This is a genomic window from Caballeronia arationis (assembly GCF_001544975.2).
Lineage (GTDB): Bacteria > Pseudomonadota > Gammaproteobacteria > Burkholderiales > Burkholderiaceae > Caballeronia > Caballeronia arationis.
In genome coordinates, this window is sequence record NZ_FCOG02000014.1 from 123,660 (window position 1) to 141,178 (window position 17,519).

Sequence of the window (17,519 nt, forward strand, 5' to 3'; positions counted from 1 at the left end):
CAAACGCCTCCCGCACACCCGCGCGCTCAGGTCCAGTTCTGCGTGGGAACGTGGTCGCGGCTGCCCTTGATGCGGTTGTTCTCGTCGACGAATACGAGATCCGGCTTCCAGCCCGCCTTCAGTTCCGCCTCGTCCACCTGCGCGAACGCCGCGATGATCACCAGATCGCCCAGTTGCGCGCGGCGCGCCGCCGAGCCGTTCAGCGAAATCATGCCGCTGCCGCGCTCGCCCTTGATCGCGTAGGTCGTCAGGCGTTCGCCGTTGTTCACGTTCCAGATGTCGATCTGCTCGTTTTCGACCAGATTGGCCGCTTCGAGCAGGTTTTCGTCGATGGCGCACGAGCCTTCGTAATGCAATTCGCAATGCGTGACGGTCGCGCGGTGAATCTTCGATTTCAGCAGGGTTCGCAGCATGTCTTCGTCTCTCTCAGATTTCCAGATTGTCGATGAGGCGTGTCGCGCCGAGCTTCGCCGCGGCCAGCACGACGAGCGGCGCGTCCGCGTCGGCGGCGCCGGGCGGTAGCAGGTTCGAGCGCTTGCGCACGGCGATGTAGTCAGGCTTCCAGCCGCGCACGGCGAGCGAATCCATCGCGTCCTTCTCGACTGACGCGAAATCGCGATTGCCGGCGAGCACCGCATCGCGCACGCGGTTGAGCGCGGCGGCCAGCGCCGGCGCTTCGGCGCGCTCGTCGGGCGAGAGAAAGCGGTTGCGCGAGCTGAGCGCGAGGCCGTCGGCGTCGCGCACGGTTTCGGCGGCGATCACTTCGGTCGGCAGCGCGAACTGGTCGCACATCTGGCGCACGATCATCAACTGCTGGTAATCCTTCTTTCCGAACACGGCGACACGCGGCTGCACGCACGACATCAGCTTCATCACGACCGTGCACACGCCCTGGAAGAATCCCGGGCGGAACTCGCCTTCGAGGATGTCGCCGAGATCGTGCGGCGGATGCACACGATATTCCTGCGGCTGCGGATACAGTTCCTTTTCCGTCGGCGCGAAGAGCACGTAGACGTTTTCCTTCTGCAGCTTGTCGATGTCGGCTTCGAGCGTGCGCGGATATTTCTCGAAATCTTCATTCGGGCCGAACTGCAGGCGGTTCACGAAAATGCTCGCGACGACCGGATCGCCGTGCTGGCGCGCGAGCCGCATCAGTGAGAGATGGCCGTCGTGAAGATTGCCCATCGTCGGGACGAAGGCGGTTCGGTTCTGGCCGCGCATCTGGTCGCGCAGTTCATGGATCGAGCTGATGACTTTCATCGGGCAGGTGTCTCCTGGTTTGCCCGCGAAGGCTCTTCCGGGGCACAAGGTTTATTGGAGGCGCAAAGGCGCTCATGCAGGCGAATAGGCGAGTCTCACGTAGATCGGCGCATACGGCTCGGCCTGGGTGATCTCGATCAGCGACTCGCGCGACAGTTCGAGCATCGCAATGAAATTCACCACGACGACGGGCACGCCGCGCGAGGTGTCGAAGAGCTCGGAGAATTCCATGAAGCGGGTGTCTTGCAGACGCCGCAAAATCACGCTCATGTGCTCGCGCACCGAAAGCTCTTCGCGCGAGATCTTGTGATGCTGCACGAGCTTCGCGCGCTTGATGACGTCGGCCCAGGCGGCGCGCAGGTCGGCGACCTCGACGTCGGGGAAGCGCTGCGTCTGCGCCTGCTCGATATAGACTTCGGCGCGCAGGAAGTCGCGCCCGAGCTGCGGCAACTGGTCGAGCCTCATCGCCGCGAGCTTCATCTGCTCGTATTCGAGCAGGCGCCGCACGAGTTCGGCGCGCGGATCCTCCGCGTCCTCGCCGGTGTCCGCCTTCTTCACCGGCAGCAGCATGCGCGACTTGATCTCGATCAGCATCGCCGCCATCAGTAGATATTCCGCAGCAAGCTCCAGATTCGACTCGCGAATCTGCTCGACGTAGCCGAGATATTGCGCGGTGACGTCCGCCATCGGAATGTCGAGGACGTTGAAGTTCTGCTTGCGGATCAGGTACAGCAAAAGGTCGAGCGGACCTTCGAACGCTTCCAGAAAGACTTCGAGCGCGTCCGGCGGAATGTAGAGATCCGTCGGCAGCTTCCAGAGCGGCTCGCCGTACAGATGCGCGAAAGCGACGCCGTCGATGGTGTCGGGCGTCGAGTCGGTGGCGGGCGTGGCGAGCGCTTCTGCGCGCTCATCGCGCGCATGTCCGTGGCGCGCGTCCGGGTGAGGCGGTTCCGTCGCCGGCTGCGCCTCGCGGGCGGAACTCACGTTCAGAAGTTCTGGTAGTAGACGTAGGGCGTCTGTTGCACGCGGGAGGTTTGCTGTTTCGAGCGCTCGTCGAGGTCGATGGGCTGCTTGTCCCACAGGAGCGCGCGGCCGCGGCGCTGTTCTTCTTCCAGTGACGGCTTCTGCGCTTTCAGCTGATTGATGAACTGGGTGATGTCCGACTGGTACATGGTTCGACTTCCGTTAAGGTCCGCGTGGGGCCGGGGGCGTTGCGTCCGGGTGGCGGCGGCCCCGTTGTAGCGTCAGGACCGGCGCGATGTCTTCGCAATTTTACCGCAAGCGACTCGCTGCGGTTCGATATCGGCGGGACAGACGGCATGATTCGCCGAACGGTCTATCGGATCACGCTCAAAAAGGATGTCGCGCGGAATGCGGCATGCGCGGAACAAGCGACGGGGCGAACCGTCCAAAGGCGCACGGCCTGCATGTCGGCTGACCTTTCCGGCGCCTTGCAGGCGGCGGCGCGGCCTGTCGTGGCTTCTGGCCGTGTCGGTTTTAGGACGGCAGGTCTTACCGATGTGGTGAAATAGCGCCTGCGCCACGCGGTTGCAGCGTATGGCCCGTCGATATCCGGGCCCCGCGGGCAGCCGGCCGCCGGAGCAATCCGACGAATCTGTTCCGCGATTCATTTTCTCGATAACCATCCCAACGCCGGAGGTCACGTTTGGCGGGGCGCCCGTTTGGCCTGTTCGATCCGCTGCGCAACCCGCGCGCCACAGCCGACTGGCGACGGTCCGCCGCGCCGGCACGCCGCCACCAGTCGGCTGCGGCGCGCATGCGCGGCGCGCTGCTGCCGCTGATTCTCCTCGCTGCCGCCCATCCGGCCTACGCAAAATACGACGTCGATATCGAGGCGCCGCGCAGCGTGCGCTCCCTGCTGAAGGACCATCTCGATTTGTCGCGCTTTGCGAAACGCGACGACATCAGCGAGGACCAGTTCGAGTTCCTCGTCACTGCGGCGCCGCAGTCGGTGCGCGATCTGGTCGCGACCGAGGGTTATTTCACGCCGGTCGTGCGCACCGACGTCAAGATGGCCCACGACAAGAAATCGGTCACGGTGAGCGTCGATCCCGGGCCGCAGACAACGGTCGCCTCGGTCAACCTGACGTTCAAGGGCGCCGTGACGACGGAAGACCGCGCGCGGGAGAACGCCGCGCGCTTCGCCTTCTCGGTGAAGGAGGGCGATCCGTTCTCGGAGAGCGCGTGGGACGACGCCAAGAACGCGTCGCTCAAGGCGCTGCAGGCGCGCCGCTATCTGGGAGCGAAAATCGCGCGCTCGCAGGCACGGGTGAATCCGCGCACGCATATCGTCGATTTGTCGGTGGTGTTCGACAGCGGCCCGACCTTCACCTTCGGCGATCTCGACGTGAGCGGTGTGCGCCGTTATCCGGAACAGATCATCCACAATGTCGACCCGATCCATCCCGGCGACATCTACGACGTCGCGCGCGTGAACGAGCTGCAGCGCCAGTTGCAGAACACGCCGTACTACGCGAGCGTCGCGATCGACGCCGACAACGACGTGAACAAGCCCGATCGCACGCCGATCCACCTGAAGGTCAGCGAGTATCCGTACAACAGCGTGCGCTACGGCGTCGGCTATGCGACCGATACGGGCCCGCACATCCAGGGTTCGTACAGCTATCTCGACACCTTCGGCGCGGCCTATCCGTTCACGGTCTCCGGTCGGCTCGACGGGACGCAGCAGTACGGACAGGTGACGCTCGCGATGCCGCCGAGCACACGCGGCTGGGTGAACAGCGTGCTCGCGTCGTACACGAACACGAACGTGTCGGACACGCGCATCTACAGCGCGCGCCTGGGCGTGCAGCGCTCGCGCTCGACGCAGAACATCGACACAACCTATTCGCTGATCTTCTACGACGACCGCCTGACGCAGAACGCGCCGAACCCGTCGAATGCGCGCGCGCTCGTGCCGGCGTGGCAGTGGATCCGCCGCAACGTCGACGATCCGCTGTTCCCGAGGAGCGGCAACCTGATCCGCGCTGAGGCGGGTTTCGCGATCAAGGGCGTGGCGACCGAGCAGACTTTCGGGCGGCTCTACACAAACCTGCTGCAGTACGTGCCGATCTCGAAGCGCGATCTCTTCGTGTTCCGCGCGGAGTTCGGCGGCGTGTTCACGAGCGGCCCGACCAACAGCATTCCGGCGTCGCTGCTGTTTCGCGCGGGCGGCTCGAACTCGGTGCGCGGCTACAGCTATCAAAGCATCGGTAACGACGTCGACGGTTCGATCCTGCCGACCAAGTATCTCGTCACGGGCAGCACCGAATACCAGCACTGGTTCACGCGTGACTGGGGCGGCGCGGCATTCTTCGACATCGGCACCGCCACCGACACCTGGAGCGAGCGCGTCTTCCAGCCGGGCGCGGGCCTCGGCGTGCGCTGGCGCAGCCCGGTCGGGCCGGTGAACATCGACCTGGCGTACGGTTTCAAGAACAAGAGCGTCAAGCCTTATCTGACGCTCGGCATCGCCTTCTGATTTTTTTTTAATCCACCACGCATGACTGAACCGACCAACCCAGCGAACGCAGACGAACCCGGCAGCAACGGGGACGCCGGCACGCCCGACGCCAGGCCGCCGCGCCGCCGCGGCGGCTGGCGGCGGCTCGCGAAGTGGCTCGGCGGGATTGTGCTCGCGCTCGCGCTTTGTCTCGCGCTCGGGATTGGGCTGATCTTCTACGGCACCGACATCGCGGTCGACAGCGCCTCGGGCCGCTGGGAGCTGACGCGCGAGCCGTGGCGCTTCACGATCGACTATCTGCACATCGGGACGATCGACGCGCGCATCGCGCCATCGCCGAAGGAAACCACGAAGACCGAACTGCCGAAGGACCTGCGCCTGCCGATCCAACTGACGATCCGCGATTTGAGCGTCGCAAAGCTGCGCCTGCACCAGGGCGCGACGACGACTGAATTCTCGCGCCTGCTGTTCCACGGACGCAGCGACGGCCGTCATCACGAGGCGAGCGTCGAGCGGCTCGATACGCCCTTCGGCGGCGTCACGGCGGCGGTGAAGCTGGACGGCGGCGCCCGGCCGTTTCCGCTTTCGGGCGACGCCGGCTACTCGGGCAAGGTCAACGGCGAGGCCGTGCAGGTCGGCGCGCATCTCGGCGGGTCGTTGGAGACGCTCCTCGCGGACGTCCAGGCGAGCGGCATGAAGCTGAACGGCAACGCGCACGTCGAAGCGACGCCGTTCAACGAAGTGCCGCTGAAAAACGCCATCATCACCGTCGATCACGTGAACCCGCAGGCATTCAATCCGGGCGCGCCGTTCGCCGATCTCGCGGTGCGCGCCGAAGTGAAGCCCGCCGAGCCGGACAAGCCGGGTTCGCTCGTCGTGACCGGGCCGGTGTCGGTCGTCAACGCGAAACCGGGTTCCATCGACGACAAGCTGCTCCCGCTCATCGACGCCCACGCGAACGTGCGGCTCGACGCGTCGGCGCAAACCATCTCCGATTTGTCCGTGCGGCTCGTGAAGGATGCGACGGTCACGGGCGGCGGAAAGCTCGCGGGCAATCGCGGACAGTTCGACCTGAAAGTCGCGAAACTCGATCTGAACGCGATCTCGTCAAGCATCCGGCCAACGCAGTTCGCCGGGCCGATCGGCGTCACGCTCGCCGGCGACACGCAGACCGTCACGCTCGACCTGAACGACCAGAAGGCCGCGATCCGCGCGCAGGGCAAGGTGAAGCTCGACGCAAAGCAGACCGCGTTCGAAGGCGTGAAGCTGACCGTGGGCAAGGGCCGCGTCGAACTGAATGGCGCGCTCAAGAAGGACGCCAATTCGAGCTACGATCTGAAGGCGACGCTCGTCGAATTCAATCCGCTGCTGCTCGTGGAGCAGAAGCCCGCCGCGCCGGCCAAGGGGAAGGGCAAGGTCAAGGCCGCGCCGCCCGCGCGCACGATCGAGGCGCGCGTGAACGGCACGCTTTCCGCGACGGGTGTGCTCGCCCCGACGCTCACCACGAAAGCGCAGTTCAAGCTCGGCGAGAGCGTCTACGACAATCTGCCGCTGACAGGCGCGGGCACCGTGCAGGTCGCGGGCACGCGGATCCTGCCGAGCACGGCGAAGCTCTCGGTGGCGGGCAACGACGTCGATCTGAACGGCAGTTTCGGCGCGCCCGGCGACCGTCTGCGGTTTCGCATCGATGCGCCCGCGCTCGAACGCCTCGGCTTCGGCCTGGCCGGGCTGGTGAAGGCCGACGGCGACCTGACCGGCTCGTTCGCGCATCCGAACGTCGCGGCGAACTACGAAGCCGACGGCGTCGTGTTCGGCCCGAACCGCCTCGGCCACGCGGAAGGACGCGCGGAATTGCGCGACGGCGCGAACGGCGCGCTCGTCTTTACTACAAAGGCGCGCGATTTCGAGACCGAAGGCGTCGAACTCGCGACGCTCGATGCCAGCCTTACCGGCACGCGCGCGAACCACAAGCTCGACGCCAGCGCGACCGGCAAGGTGCGCGGCGAGGCGGTCAACCTAACGCTCGCGGCGAACGGCACGCTCGTCGACGCCCGCGACGGCCCGCACTGGGACGGCACGGTCACGCGGTTCACGAACAAGGGCACGCCCGCGGTGAATCTCGAATCGCCGCTTTCGGTGAGCTACGCGCCCAGTCGCACCGTGCTCGGCTCGACGCGGCTCTCGGCCGAGGGCGCCGTGCTAGACCTGAAGTCGTTTGCGTTCGAAGGCGGGCGCATGCAGTCGGCGGGGACGCTCGCGAACGTGTCGGTCGCGCGCATTCTCGAAATCCGCCAGGAACTGACGGGCGCCGAGCCGCCCGTAAGAAGCGATCTCGTGTTCGACGGCGACTGGAACTTCTCGCTCGGCACCACCGCCACCGGCTACGTGCAGGTCAAGCGCCGCTCCGGCGACGTGTCGATCGACGCGGTGCGCGGCGTGGCGGCGCTCGGCATCACCGATATCGCCGCGCGCGCCGACTTCACCGAAGGCAATCGCCTGAACGCGACGTTTCGCGCGCAGGCGAACCGCATCGGCACGATCGATGCGAACGTGCACACGCCGCTCGTCGTGCGCGACGGCATCTTGACGGTGGCCGACGAATCGCCGCTCACGGGCGCCATCGACGCGAACATTCCCCAAATGCGCACGACGGGCGGCCTGCTCGGCCCGACGTACCTTCTCGGCGGACGCATGGCGCTCAAGCTGACGATCGCGGGGATCGTCGCGAAACCGAACCTGTCGGGCATGCTGACCGGCGACGAGCTTTCGGCGACGCTCGTCGGCCAGGGCATCCAGTTGAAGGACGGCGTGATTCGTATCGCGCTCTCGGAGAATCTCGTCGACATGCAGCAGGTCGAGTTCCACGGCGCGAGCGGCACGCTGCGCGCGACCGGCAAGGTGCGTCTCGACCAGAATGAGCCGGACCTGACCGCGAGCGTGATCGCGGACAAGCTCGAACTGTTCGCCTCGCCCGACCGGCAACTGTCGCTCTCGGGCAGTGCGAGCATCGCGAATGGCGGCGTGCTGGGCGGCATGATGATCGACGGCAAGTTCAAGGTCGATCACGCGCTCTTCGACTTGCCGGAGAAGTCGGCGCCCTCGCTCGGCGACGACGTCGTGATCGTGCGGCCCGACGGCACCGTCAAGGGCGAGGACCGGAACCAGCAGGTCGTCGCCACCACCGACAAGCCGGTGAAGTTCGCGCCGCGCGCCAACGTCGACATCGACCTCGGCAGCAACTTCCGTTTTCGCGGCGCGGGCGCGGATCTGGGCCTCGCCGGCACGATCACGGCGATGAGCGCGCCGAACATGCCGCTGCGCGCGATCGGCAACGTACGCGTGACGCCGGGGTCCACGTACACGGCGTTCGGGCGCAAGCTCAATATCGAGAACGGCTTCTTCACGTTCAACGGGCCGGTGGCGAATCCGGGCATCAACATTCTCGCGATGCGGCGCAACCAGGAAATCGAGGCCGGCGTGCAGGTGACGGGCACGGTGCAGTCGCCGAATGCGAAGCTGATCTCCGAGCCGAACGTGCCCGATAACGAAAAGCTGTCGTGGCTGCTCTTTGGCCACGGCACGGATCAGGGCAACAACCTCGGCCAGCAGAGCGCGATGACGAACGCGCTAGCGCTGCTCGGCAGCGCGAGCGGCAAGCGGATCGCGCAGACCTTCGGACTCGACGAGTTTTCGATCGGGACGAGCGAGGTCGGGCTGACCGATCCGCAGGTCGTGATGATTTCGAAGGCGATCAACGAGCGGCTCGTCATAGGGTACGAGCAGGGCTTGCAGTCGGCGAGCAACGCGATCAAGGCGACGATCAACCTGTCGCGGTTCTGGTCGGTGGCGGCTTACGGCGGGACGTTCCAGGGCGTCGATCTGCTTTATACGCGGCGGTTCGATTCGTGGTCGAGGAGAGGTGGGCCGTGAGGCCTGTTGCGCCGGTGGAATGAAAAAAGGGCACGCTGTCGGCGTGCCCTTCGTCCATCGCGCGGCGAAGCGCTTATTTCACCCGCATCCCCGGCTTCGCGCCGCTGTGCGGCTCGAGGATATACAGGCCCGGCTCGGCTTTCTCGTCCGTGGCAGACGCGGCCAGGACCATGCCTTCCGACAAGCCGAATTTCATCTTGCGCGGCGCCAGGTTCACGACCATCACGGTCAGCTTGCCGACCAGATCCTGCGGCTGATACGCCGACTTGATGCCGGAAAACACGTTGCGCGTCTTCTCCTCGCCGACGTCGAGCGTCAGTTGCAGCAGCTTGTCGGAACCCTCGACCGCCTTGCAGTCGACGATCTTCGCGATCCGCAGATCGACCTTGGCGAAATCGTCGATAGAGATCGTGCCTTCGGCTTCCGGCTCCTTCGACTTCACTGCTTTGGCCGCTTTGCTCGAAGCAGCGGAGGCAGCCGAAGCCGCCGCCGCGCCTTCCTGCCCCGGCTGCAGCGACTCGCGATTCGCCGCGATCAACGCCTCGATCTGCTTCGGATCGACGCGCGTCGTCAGGTGCTTGTAGGCGTTGATCGGCTGCTCGGAGGAGAGCGGGTTCGCCGCATCGGACCAGACGAGCGGCGCGATGCCGAGGAACGCCTCGACCGCTTCCGCGAGCTTCGGCAGCACCGGCTTCAACGCCAGCGACAGCAGGCGGAACGCTTCCAGACTCACGCTGCACGTTTCATGCAACGCGACGGAATTCGCCGGGTCCTTCGCCTGATCCCAGGGCTTCGCGGCATCGACGTAATGGTTCACGGCGTCGGCGAGTTCCATCGTCGTGCGCAGCGCACGGCCGTATTCGCGCGACTCGTATAGCGCCGCGATCGTCGGAATCGCAGTGCGCAACTGGCCGACGAGCGGATGATGCATCGCGCTGTCCTGCACGCGGCCATCGAAACGCTTGATCAGGAAACCCGCCGCGCGGCTTGCGATGTTTACGTACTTGCCGACGAGATCGCTGTTCACGCGCGCCTGGAAGTCCTCGAGGTTCAGGTCGATGTCTTCCATTGTGTTGTTCAGCTTCGCCGCGAAGTAGTAGCGCAGCCATTCCGGATTGATACCGGTGTCTATCACGCTTTGTGCGGTGATGAACGTGCCGCGCGACTTCGACATCTTCGCGCCGTCGACGGTCAGGAAACCGTGCGCGAACACGTTAGTCGGCGTGCGATGGCCGGAAAACTGCAGCATCGCGGGCCAGAAGAGCGTGTGGAAATACAGGATGTCCTTGCCGATGAAGTGATACTGCTCGGCAGTCGAATCAGGCTTCACCCACGCGTCGAAGTCGATGCCGCGCTCGTCGGCCAGCTTCTTGAAGCTCGCGTAGTAGCCGACCGGCGCATCGACCCAGACGTAGAAGTACTTGCCCGGCGCGCCCGGAATCTCGAAGCCGAAGTAGGGCGCGTCGCGGGAGATGTCCCAGTCGGCGAGCTTGGCTTCGCCCTTGTCGCCGAGCCATTCGCGCATCTTGTTGGTCGCTTCCGGCTGCGCGAGGCCGCTCACCCAGCCGCGCAGGAAGTCTTCGCAGCGCGGGTCGGAGAGGCGGAAGAAGTAGTGCGTCGAAGTCTTCCTGATCGGCGTCGCGCCCGAGACCACGGAATACGGGTTGATCAGCTCGGTCGGCTGGTAGGTCGAGCCGCAGACCTCGCAGTTGTCGCCGTACTGGTCCTTCGCGCCGCATTTCGGGCACTCGCCCTTGATGAAGCGGTCCGGCAGGAACATTTCCTTGACGGGATCGTAGGCCTGCTCGATGTCGCGCGCTTCGATCAGTCCGGCTTCCTTCAGCGCCCCGTAGATCTTTTCGCACAGCAGGCGGTTTTCTTCGGCGTCGGTCGAATAGTAGTTGTCGAACGAGATGCCGAAGCTGTCGAAATCGCGCTTGTGTTCCTTCCAGACGCGCTCGATCAGCGCCTTCGGCGTGATGCCTTCCTTCTCGGCGCGCAGCATGACGGGCGTGCCGTGGGTATCGTCGGCGCCGACGTAGTAAACCTCGTGACCGTGCATTCGCAGCGCCCGAACCCAGATGTCCGTCTGAATGTATTCGACCATGTGGCCGATATGAATCTGGCCGTTCGCGTAGGGAAGCGCGGACGTGACGAGAACCTGGCGGCGGCCGGCTTGGGCGGGAGCCGCGGCGGATGCGGTGGCGGAGATCGGTGCTGACATAGAGACGCGGGCCTGCGGGTTGAGTTACGTGATTGCGTGAAAAACGGAATCACGATTCTAGCAGGGGTGGGCGTTCGGGACGGGGCAGCCAGTTGGCAGACGGCCTGCGGAGCGCTGCTGCGCCTTGACGTGCACATGACGGAGATGGATCGCGCGCTGAATCCGCGACATCCCTCGAAGCGTCGTTCGACAAACTTGGGAAGGCGTCTGGAAGTGTCGATTGCGTGAGAGCGGGTTCGCTCAAAACCACGCGCCCAAAAAAAACCGGGGCTTGATGATCGGCCCCGGAGCAACAACGACAAGAGGAGAATGGCGGGTGGCGGCATCGCCAGCCACCCACCGTAATGAGAGACACGCGGCGCGCGGCCAAGTTTCAAATTTTTTTCGATTCGCCTGACCTGCGCCGCTTCACGCCACTGGCGCGTCCCATTTCTCCTTTTAGATCAGTCGTTTACTGAACCTGGCCCGGCTGCGCCGTCGCACGCAGGTAGATTTCCACGCGACGGTTCTGCGCACGGCCGGCTTCGGTCGAGTTGTCCGCGATCGGCTGGTTCTGGCCCATGCCCTGAGCCGACAGGCGTTGCGCCGCCACGCCGTGACCGGCCAGATACTGCGTGACGCTCTGGGCGCGATTCTGCGACAGCGTCTGGTTGTAAGCCGGCTGGCCGGTGTTGTCGGTATGGCCGACGACCGACGCGATCAACTCCGGATGCTGCGTGAGCGTCTGCGACACCGAATTGAGCACCGGATCGAACGACGGCTTGATCGCGTAGCTGTTCGTGTCGAAGGAAATCGAGTTCGGGATATTCACCTTGAGCGAGCCATCCTGCTGTTCGGTGACCTGCGTGCCGGTGCCCTTCGCGTCGCCGGAAATCTTGCCCTTGATCGCCTGCCAGTTGTAGCCCGTGATGCCGCCCACCGCCGCGCCCACGCCCGCGCCGATCGCCGCACCCTTGCCGCCGCCGAAGATCGCGCCGAGACCTGCGCCCGTCGCCGCGCCGACGCCCGTGCCGACCGCCGTGTTGGTGCCCTGCTGCGAGGCGCAACCCGCGACGAGCGCGCCTGCCACGGCGAAAACGGACAGACGGGTCAACAATTTTGCATTCATTTTCAATTCTCTCCAGTAATCAACTAACGATCCGGACGACCCCGGACATGCGGTCCGAGGGGTCTTCCGGCGGTCCCGCGCCGCAGACACTACAATAAGATTCTGGCTCCTGCGCAGGACCAGGCGCTGCTCCAGGCCATTTGCCGCGTCGGATAGTGCAATGCAGGCGTGTCCTGCGCAACTGCACTTAACAATTCCTTTCAATTTCTCACGTTGTCCTGCGCAGCCGCCTGGCGCCAGCAACCACAGTTCCATGGAGTTTCGATGAGTATTGACCGCGCCCAGATCGACACCGCACTCGCTACCTTGATCGATCCGAACACCAATCGCAAGTTCGCGGACGCCAAAGCCTTCCGCAACATCGCGGTCGACGGTTCGAAAGTCTCGTTGAGCGTCGTGCTGGGCTATCCGGCGAAGTCGCAGTTCGAGGCGGTCCGCGCGCTGGTCGGCGATGCGCTGCGGCAAGTCGCGGGCGTCGGCGAGGTCCAGGTGGACGTATCGTCACAAGTGGTCGCGCACGCGGTCCAGCGCGGCGTGAAGCTGCTGCCGAACGTGAAGAACATCATCGCGGTGGCATCGGGCAAGGGCGGCGTCGGCAAGAGCACCACGGCCGCGAACCTCGCGCTCGCGCTCGCGGCGGAAGGCGCATCGGTCGGCATGCTCGACGCCGACATCTACGGCCCGTCGCTGCCGATGATGCTCGGCATCACCGGCCGCCCCGAGTCGCCCGACAACCAGTCGATGAACCCGCTCGTCGGCCACGGCATCCAGGCCAATTCGATCGGCTTTCTGATCGAGCAGGACAATCCGATGATCTGGCGCGGCCCGATGGTCACCTCCGCGCTCGAACAGCTGTTGCGCCAGACCAACTGGAAGGACCTCGACTACCTCGTCGTGGACATGCCGCCGGGCACGGGCGACATCCAGCTCACGCTCTCTCAGAAGGTGCCGGTAACAGGCGCCGTGATCGTCACGACCCCCCAGGACATCGCACTGCTCGACGCAAAGAAGGGGCTCAAGATGTTCGAAAAGGTCGGCATTCCGATTCTCGGCATCGTCGAGAACATGAGCACGCACGTCTGCTCGAACTGCGGCCACGAGGAGCACATCTTCGGCGCAGGCGGCGGCGAGCGCATGGCGAAGGAATACGGCGTCGAAATCCTCGGCCAGTTGCCGCTCGACATCTCGATCCGTGAGCGCACCGACGCGGGCGCGCCGACCGTTGTGTCCGACCCGGCGAGCCGCGCCGCTGAGACTTATCGGGCGATCGCGCGCAAGGTGGCGATCGGCATCGCCGAGCGTCAGCGCGACATGACGTCCAAGTTCCCCAGCATCGTCGTGCAGAACACCTGATCGACCCCTCTAGTGCGAGCCTAGCGCCGTGCGGCTCGCGGTATCATGTTGCCTTCGATTGGTGCGGCAGCGCGCATGCATGGGGCGTGCGCGGCCGCCAAGAGGATCGCATGAGACAGAGATTCGACGGGCGGTCGTGTGCCGCCTTGATCGCGATGGCGGCGAGCACGCTCCTGCTCTCCGGCTGCGGCATCATTTTTCAGAACCACGAGAAGCGCGCCGACGCGACGCTTCTGCCCACACCCGGCAGCGCCACGCGCGGCACCGTCACGCTGATCGAACGCGCGGACGGCGTCCAGATCTCCTATAACCTCGCCGGCATGCCGCCGAACAGCGAGCACGCATTGCAGGTGCACGAGCGCGGCGACTGCATCGTCACGAGCCAGCCCGACGCCGCCGGCCCCGTCTTCGCGCTGGCTGGCGACCGCAAGCGGTCGAGCTCACGCGCCGAAGGCGATCTCGCCAACATCCGCTCCGACGCGAACGGCGCGGCGACCGGCTTCATCGTGGCCACCGACGTGTCGCTCGACGGCGTGCGCTCCGTGGTGTCGCGCGCGATCCTGCTGCATGGCGACGCCTCCGACCCCTACGTGATTGGCCCGCACAGCGCCGGCCCCGCGCTTGCGTGCGGCGTCATCAGACAATAATCCGCACGCGCGGGCGCGCTTGTCCGCGAGCGGTGAGCCGTCACGTCATTCAAGTAAAATACGCGCTTTCGTTTGTCCGGCAGTGCCTTCTGACTTCCCGAAGCGCCGTCCGGCCATGCCCCGTTTCACGCAAGGCGCCGGATTTCGTGTCCGCGCCGCTCACCGCTGGTAGCGTCCCTTATGAGCATCAAATCCGACAAGTGGATTCGGCGCATGGCCGAAGAGCACAAGATGATCGAGCCGTTCGTGCGCGATCAGGTGCGCGTGGCCGACGACGGCCGCAAGATCGTCTCCTACGGCACGTCGAGCTACGGCTACGACATCCGCGTCGCCGACGAATTCAAGATCTTCACGAACATCAATTCGACCATCGTCGATCCGAAGAACTTCGATGAGAAGTCGTTCGTCGACTTCAAGGGCGACGTCTGCATCATTCCGCCGAATTCGTTCGCGCTTGCCCGCACGGTCGAGTATTTCCGCATTCCGCGCTCGTGCCTGACCGTGTGCCTCGGCAAGTCGACGTACGCGCGCTGCGGGATCATCGTGAACGTGACGCCGTTCGAACCCGAATGGGAAGGCTATGTGACGCTCGAATTCTCGAATACGACACCTTTGCCTGCCAAGATCTATGCGAACGAGGGCGTGGCGCAGGTGCTCTTCTTCGAGAGCGACGAAGTCTGCGAGACGTCGTATGCGGATCGCGGCGGCAAGTATCAGGGGCAGCACGGCGTGACACTGCCGAAAACCTGAGCCGCACCTAACGCCGTGAAGCAAGTCGAACCGGAAGTCCAACCCGCACCGGTTGACGAAAGACCGCTGGAATCGGGCACCGAGCGCCCGGCCAGCGGTCGTTCCATTTGGAGATTCGCCCAATGAAGTTCCGCTTTCCCGTCGTCATCATCGACGAAGACTTTCGCTCCGAGAACATCTCGGGTTCCGGAATCCGCGCACTCGCCGAGGCGATCGAGCGCGAAGGCGCCGAAGTCCTCGGCCTGACAAGCTACGGCGACCTGACGTCGTTCGCGCAGCAGTCGAGCCGCGCGTCGTGCTTCATCCTGTCGATCGACGACGACGAATTGCTGCCGTATGCGGAAAACGTCGTGGTCGCGGATGGCGACACGCCGGAACTCGCGGCCGCGATCGTCGCGCTGCGGGCGTTCGTCACGGCCGTGCGCCGCCGCAATGCCGACATCCCGATCTTCCTGTACGGCGAGACGCGCACCTCGCGCCATCTGCCGAACGACATCCTGCGCGAGCTGCACGGTTTCATCCACATGTTCGAGGACACGCCGGAGTTCGTCGCGCGCCATATCATCCGCGAGGCGAAGGTCTATCTCGACTCGCTCGCGCCGCCGTTCTTCAAGGAACTCGTGCAGTACGCGGAAGAGGGCTCGTATTCGTGGCACTGCCCGGGGCACTCGGGCGGTGTTGCGTTCCTGAAGAATCCGCTCGGCCAGATGTTCCACCAGTTCTTCGGCGAGAACATGCTGCGCGCCGACGTCTGTAACGCCGTCGACGAACTCGGCCAGTTGCTCGATCACACCGGCCCGGTCGCCGCGTCCGAGCGCAATGCGGCGCGCATCTTCAGCGCGGACCATCTGTTTTTCGTGACCAATGGCACGTCGACGTCGAACAAGATCGTCTGGCACGCGACCGTCGCGCCCGGCGACATCGTGCTCGTCGACCGCAACTGCCACAAGTCGATCCTGCACGCGATCACGATGACGGGCGCGATTCCCGTGTTCCTCACGCCGACGCGCAATCACTTCGGCCTCATCGGCCCGATTCCGCGCGACGAATTCAAGCCTGAGAACATTCGCAAGAAGATCGAGGCGAATCCGTTCGCGCGCGAGGCGCTTGCGAAGAATCCGAAGGTCAAGCCGCGGATCCTGACGATCACTCAGAGTACCTACGACGGCGTGATCTACAACGTCGAGATGATCAAGGACCTGCTCGGCGACCTGCTCGACACGCTGCACTTCGACGAAGCGTGGCTGCCGCACGCCGAGTTCCACTCGTTCTATCAGGACATGCACGCGATCGGCGCGGGCCGGCCGCGCACGGGCGCGCTCGTGTTCGCGACGCATTCGACGCACAAGCTGCTCGCGGGCATTTCGCAGGCGTCGCAGATTCTCGTGCAGGACAGCGAGAACAGCACCTTCGACCGCCATCGCTTCAACGAGGCGTACCTGATGCACACATCGACGAGCCCGCAGTACGCGATCATCGCGTCGTGCGACGTGGCCGCAGCGATGATGGAGCCGCCGGGCGGGACGGCGCTGGTGGAGGAATCGATCGCGGAGGCGCTCGATTTCCGCCGCGCGATGCGCAAGGTCGATGCCGAATACGGCGACGACTGGTTCTTCAAGGTCTGGGGCCCGGAGGCGCTGGCCGAGGAAGGCATCGGCGACCGCGAGGAGTGGATTCTGAAGCCGAACGACCGCTGGCACGGCTTCGGGCCGCTCGCGGAAGGCTTCAACATGCTCGACCCGATCAAGGCGACGATCATTACGCCGGGGCTCGACGTGGACGGCGAGTTCGGCGAAACCGGCATTCCGGCCGCGATCGTGACGAAATATCTGGCGGAGCACGGCATCATCGTCGAGAAGACGGGGCTTTACTCGTTCTTCATCATGTTCACGATCGGCATCACGAAGGGTCGCTGGAACTCGATGGTCACCGAACTCCAGCAGTTCAAGGACGACTACGACAACAACCAGCCGCTGTGGCGCGTGCTGCCGGAATTCATCGCGCAACATCCGTCGTACGAGCGCATCGGGCTGCGCGATCTGTGCGAGCAGATTCACAGCGTCTATCGCGCGAACAACATCGCGCGCCTGACCACCGAGATGTATCTGTCGAGCATGGAGCCGGCGATGAAACCGTCCGAAGCGTTCGCCAAGCTCGCGCACCGCGAGATCGACCGGGTGCCGATCGACGAACTCGAAGGCCGCGTGACGAGCATCCTGCTGACGCCATATCCGCCGGGCATTCCGCTCCTGATTCCGGGCGAGCGTTTCAACCGGACTATCGTCGATTATTTGCGCTTCGCGCGCGAGTTCAACGAGCGCTTCCCGGGGTTCCATACGGATATCCACGGGCTGGTGGGCGAGATGATCAACGGGCGCATCGAGTATTTCGTGGATTGCGTGCGGGATTGATGTCCGCTTGACATGCTGCAATAAAAAACGGCCCGCGAGGGCTAATGCCGTTCAGTTAAGCACTGGACGGCATTTTAATTTTGGTACGGGAAGTGGTTGTAAACGTTGCGCCGAGCTGTTAACTTTTCGGAGCGATGCTTGCCAGCCACCTCACCTACCTGATCGAAGCGCAGCAGCCGGCCGACCTGCGACAGTTGGCCGAACATCTGCCCTACGAGTGGATCGAACGTGCGGTCCAGGCGACCGGCACAGCGAGTATCCGGCGCCGTCGCCTACCGGCTGATATGACTTCCCGTGTCAAGAGAGATCGGTTTTCGGTTTTTCAGGACGCTAAATTTCCTGAGGGCGACGT

13 protein-coding genes are annotated in these 17,519 nt (G+C 64.5%); 7 read left to right on the top strand and 6 right to left on the bottom strand.

All coding sequences use genetic code 11. The features are described from left to right. Positions 1-26: 26 nt before the first annotated feature. From panD to AWB81_RS11335, 4 genes are all read right to left on the bottom strand, one after another. Positions 27-413 carry an aspartate 1-decarboxylase gene (panD, locus tag AWB81_RS11320; RefSeq protein WP_062635233.1) on the bottom strand — a complete coding sequence of 129 codons (387 nt, stop codon included), beginning with the start codon at positions 411-413 and terminating at the stop codon, positions 27-29. 13 nt (positions 414-426) lie between these two features. Then, positions 427-1,260 (bottom strand): pantoate--beta-alanine ligase, encoded by an 834-nt coding sequence (panC, locus tag AWB81_RS11325; protein WP_062635235.1) that lies wholly within the window; start codon positions 1,258-1,260, stop codon positions 427-429. Between the two features lie 72 nt (positions 1,261-1,332). Then, entirely contained in the window at positions 1,333-2,118 is a 786-nt protein-coding gene (locus AWB81_RS11330; protein ID WP_062635268.1) for a segregation and condensation protein A, read from the bottom strand. Positions 2,119-2,246: 128 nt separating this feature from the next. Beyond that, on the bottom strand, positions 2,247-2,432 hold the full coding sequence (locus AWB81_RS11335) for a DUF3460 family protein (protein ID WP_062635237.1): 186 nt from the start codon (positions 2,430-2,432) through the stop codon (positions 2,247-2,249). Between the two features lie 605 nt (positions 2,433-3,037). Here AWB81_RS11335 and AWB81_RS11340 point away from each other — a divergent pair. Both AWB81_RS11340 and AWB81_RS11345 read left to right on the top strand, forming a co-directional pair. Next, entirely contained in the window at positions 3,038-4,762 is a 1,725-nt protein-coding gene (locus AWB81_RS11340) for an autotransporter assembly complex protein TamA (RefSeq protein WP_087134896.1), read from the top strand. A 21-nt stretch (positions 4,763-4,783) separates the two neighbouring features. Then, on the top strand, positions 4,784-8,674 hold the full coding sequence (locus tag AWB81_RS11345) for a translocation/assembly module TamB domain-containing protein (protein ID WP_062635239.1): 3,891 nt from the start codon (positions 4,784-4,786) through the stop codon (positions 8,672-8,674). A gap of 73 nt (positions 8,675-8,747) precedes the next feature. Here AWB81_RS11345 and metG read toward each other — a convergent pair whose 3' ends face one another. Together metG and AWB81_RS11355 are read right to left on the bottom strand one after the other, a co-directional pair. Beyond that, on the bottom strand, positions 8,748-10,898 hold the full coding sequence (gene metG, locus AWB81_RS11350) for a methionine--tRNA ligase (protein WP_062635241.1): 2,151 nt from the start codon (positions 10,896-10,898) through the stop codon (positions 8,748-8,750). Positions 10,899-11,349: 451 nt separating this feature from the next. Then, positions 11,350-12,006: a YiaD family glycine zipper/OmpA-like lipoprotein gene (locus AWB81_RS11355; protein ID WP_062635242.1), complete on the bottom strand. Its 657-nt coding sequence runs from the start codon at positions 12,004-12,006 to the stop codon at positions 11,350-11,352. Positions 12,007-12,270: 264 nt separating this feature from the next. On the opposite strand from AWB81_RS11355, the gene apbC reads away from it, so the two are divergent. The 5 genes from apbC to AWB81_RS11380 form a co-directional block, all read left to right on the top strand. After that, entirely contained in the window at positions 12,271-13,359 is a 1,089-nt protein-coding gene (gene apbC / locus AWB81_RS11360) for an iron-sulfur cluster carrier protein ApbC (RefSeq protein WP_062635244.1), read from the top strand. A 110-nt stretch (positions 13,360-13,469) separates the two neighbouring features. Then, positions 13,470-14,006, top strand: coding sequence for a superoxide dismutase family protein (locus tag AWB81_RS11365; RefSeq protein ID WP_062635245.1), 537 nt, complete (start codon positions 13,470-13,472; stop codon positions 14,004-14,006). A gap of 180 nt (positions 14,007-14,186) precedes the next feature. Continuing rightward, positions 14,187-14,756: a dCTP deaminase gene (gene dcd / locus AWB81_RS11370; protein WP_062635247.1), complete on the top strand. Its 570-nt coding sequence runs from the start codon at positions 14,187-14,189 to the stop codon at positions 14,754-14,756. A 122-nt stretch (positions 14,757-14,878) separates the two neighbouring features. Further along, positions 14,879-17,167: an arginine/lysine/ornithine decarboxylase gene (locus tag AWB81_RS11375; protein ID WP_062635249.1), complete on the top strand. Its 2,289-nt coding sequence runs from the start codon at positions 14,879-14,881 to the stop codon at positions 17,165-17,167. A gap of 134 nt (positions 17,168-17,301) precedes the next feature. Next, positions 17,302-17,519 (top strand): transposase domain-containing protein (locus AWB81_RS11380; RefSeq protein WP_235025760.1); only part of this gene is annotated, 218 nt, incomplete at its 3' end.

Excerpts from the sequence above, each read along its gene's own strand:
- panD (WP_062635233.1), bottom strand. The coding sequence starts at position 413 with ATGCTGCGAACCCTGCTGAAATCGAAGATTCACCGCGCGACCGTCACG.
- panC (WP_062635235.1), bottom strand. The coding sequence starts at position 1,260 with ATGAAAGTCATCAGCTCGATCCATGAACTGCGCGACCAGATGCGCGGC.
- AWB81_RS11335 (WP_062635237.1), bottom strand. The coding sequence starts at position 2,432 with ATGTACCAGTCGGACATCACCCAGTTCATCAATCAGCTGAAAGCGCAG.
- AWB81_RS11340 (WP_087134896.1), top strand. The coding sequence starts at position 3,038 with ATGCGCGGCGCGCTGCTGCCGCTGATTCTCCTCGCTGCCGCCCATCCG.
- AWB81_RS11345 (WP_062635239.1), top strand. The coding sequence starts at position 4,784 with ATGACTGAACCGACCAACCCAGCGAACGCAGACGAACCCGGCAGCAAC.
- metG (WP_062635241.1), bottom strand. The coding sequence starts at position 10,898 with ATGTCAGCACCGATCTCCGCCACCGCATCCGCCGCGGCTCCCGCCCAA.
- AWB81_RS11355 (WP_062635242.1), bottom strand. The coding sequence starts at position 12,006 with ATGAATGCAAAATTGTTGACCCGTCTGTCCGTTTTCGCCGTGGCAGGC.
- apbC (WP_062635244.1), top strand. The coding sequence starts at position 12,271 with ATGAGTATTGACCGCGCCCAGATCGACACCGCACTCGCTACCTTGATC.
- AWB81_RS11365 (WP_062635245.1), top strand. The coding sequence starts at position 13,470 with ATGAGACAGAGATTCGACGGGCGGTCGTGTGCCGCCTTGATCGCGATG.
- dcd (WP_062635247.1), top strand. The coding sequence starts at position 14,187 with ATGAGCATCAAATCCGACAAGTGGATTCGGCGCATGGCCGAAGAGCAC.
- AWB81_RS11375 (WP_062635249.1), top strand. The coding sequence starts at position 14,879 with ATGAAGTTCCGCTTTCCCGTCGTCATCATCGACGAAGACTTTCGCTCC.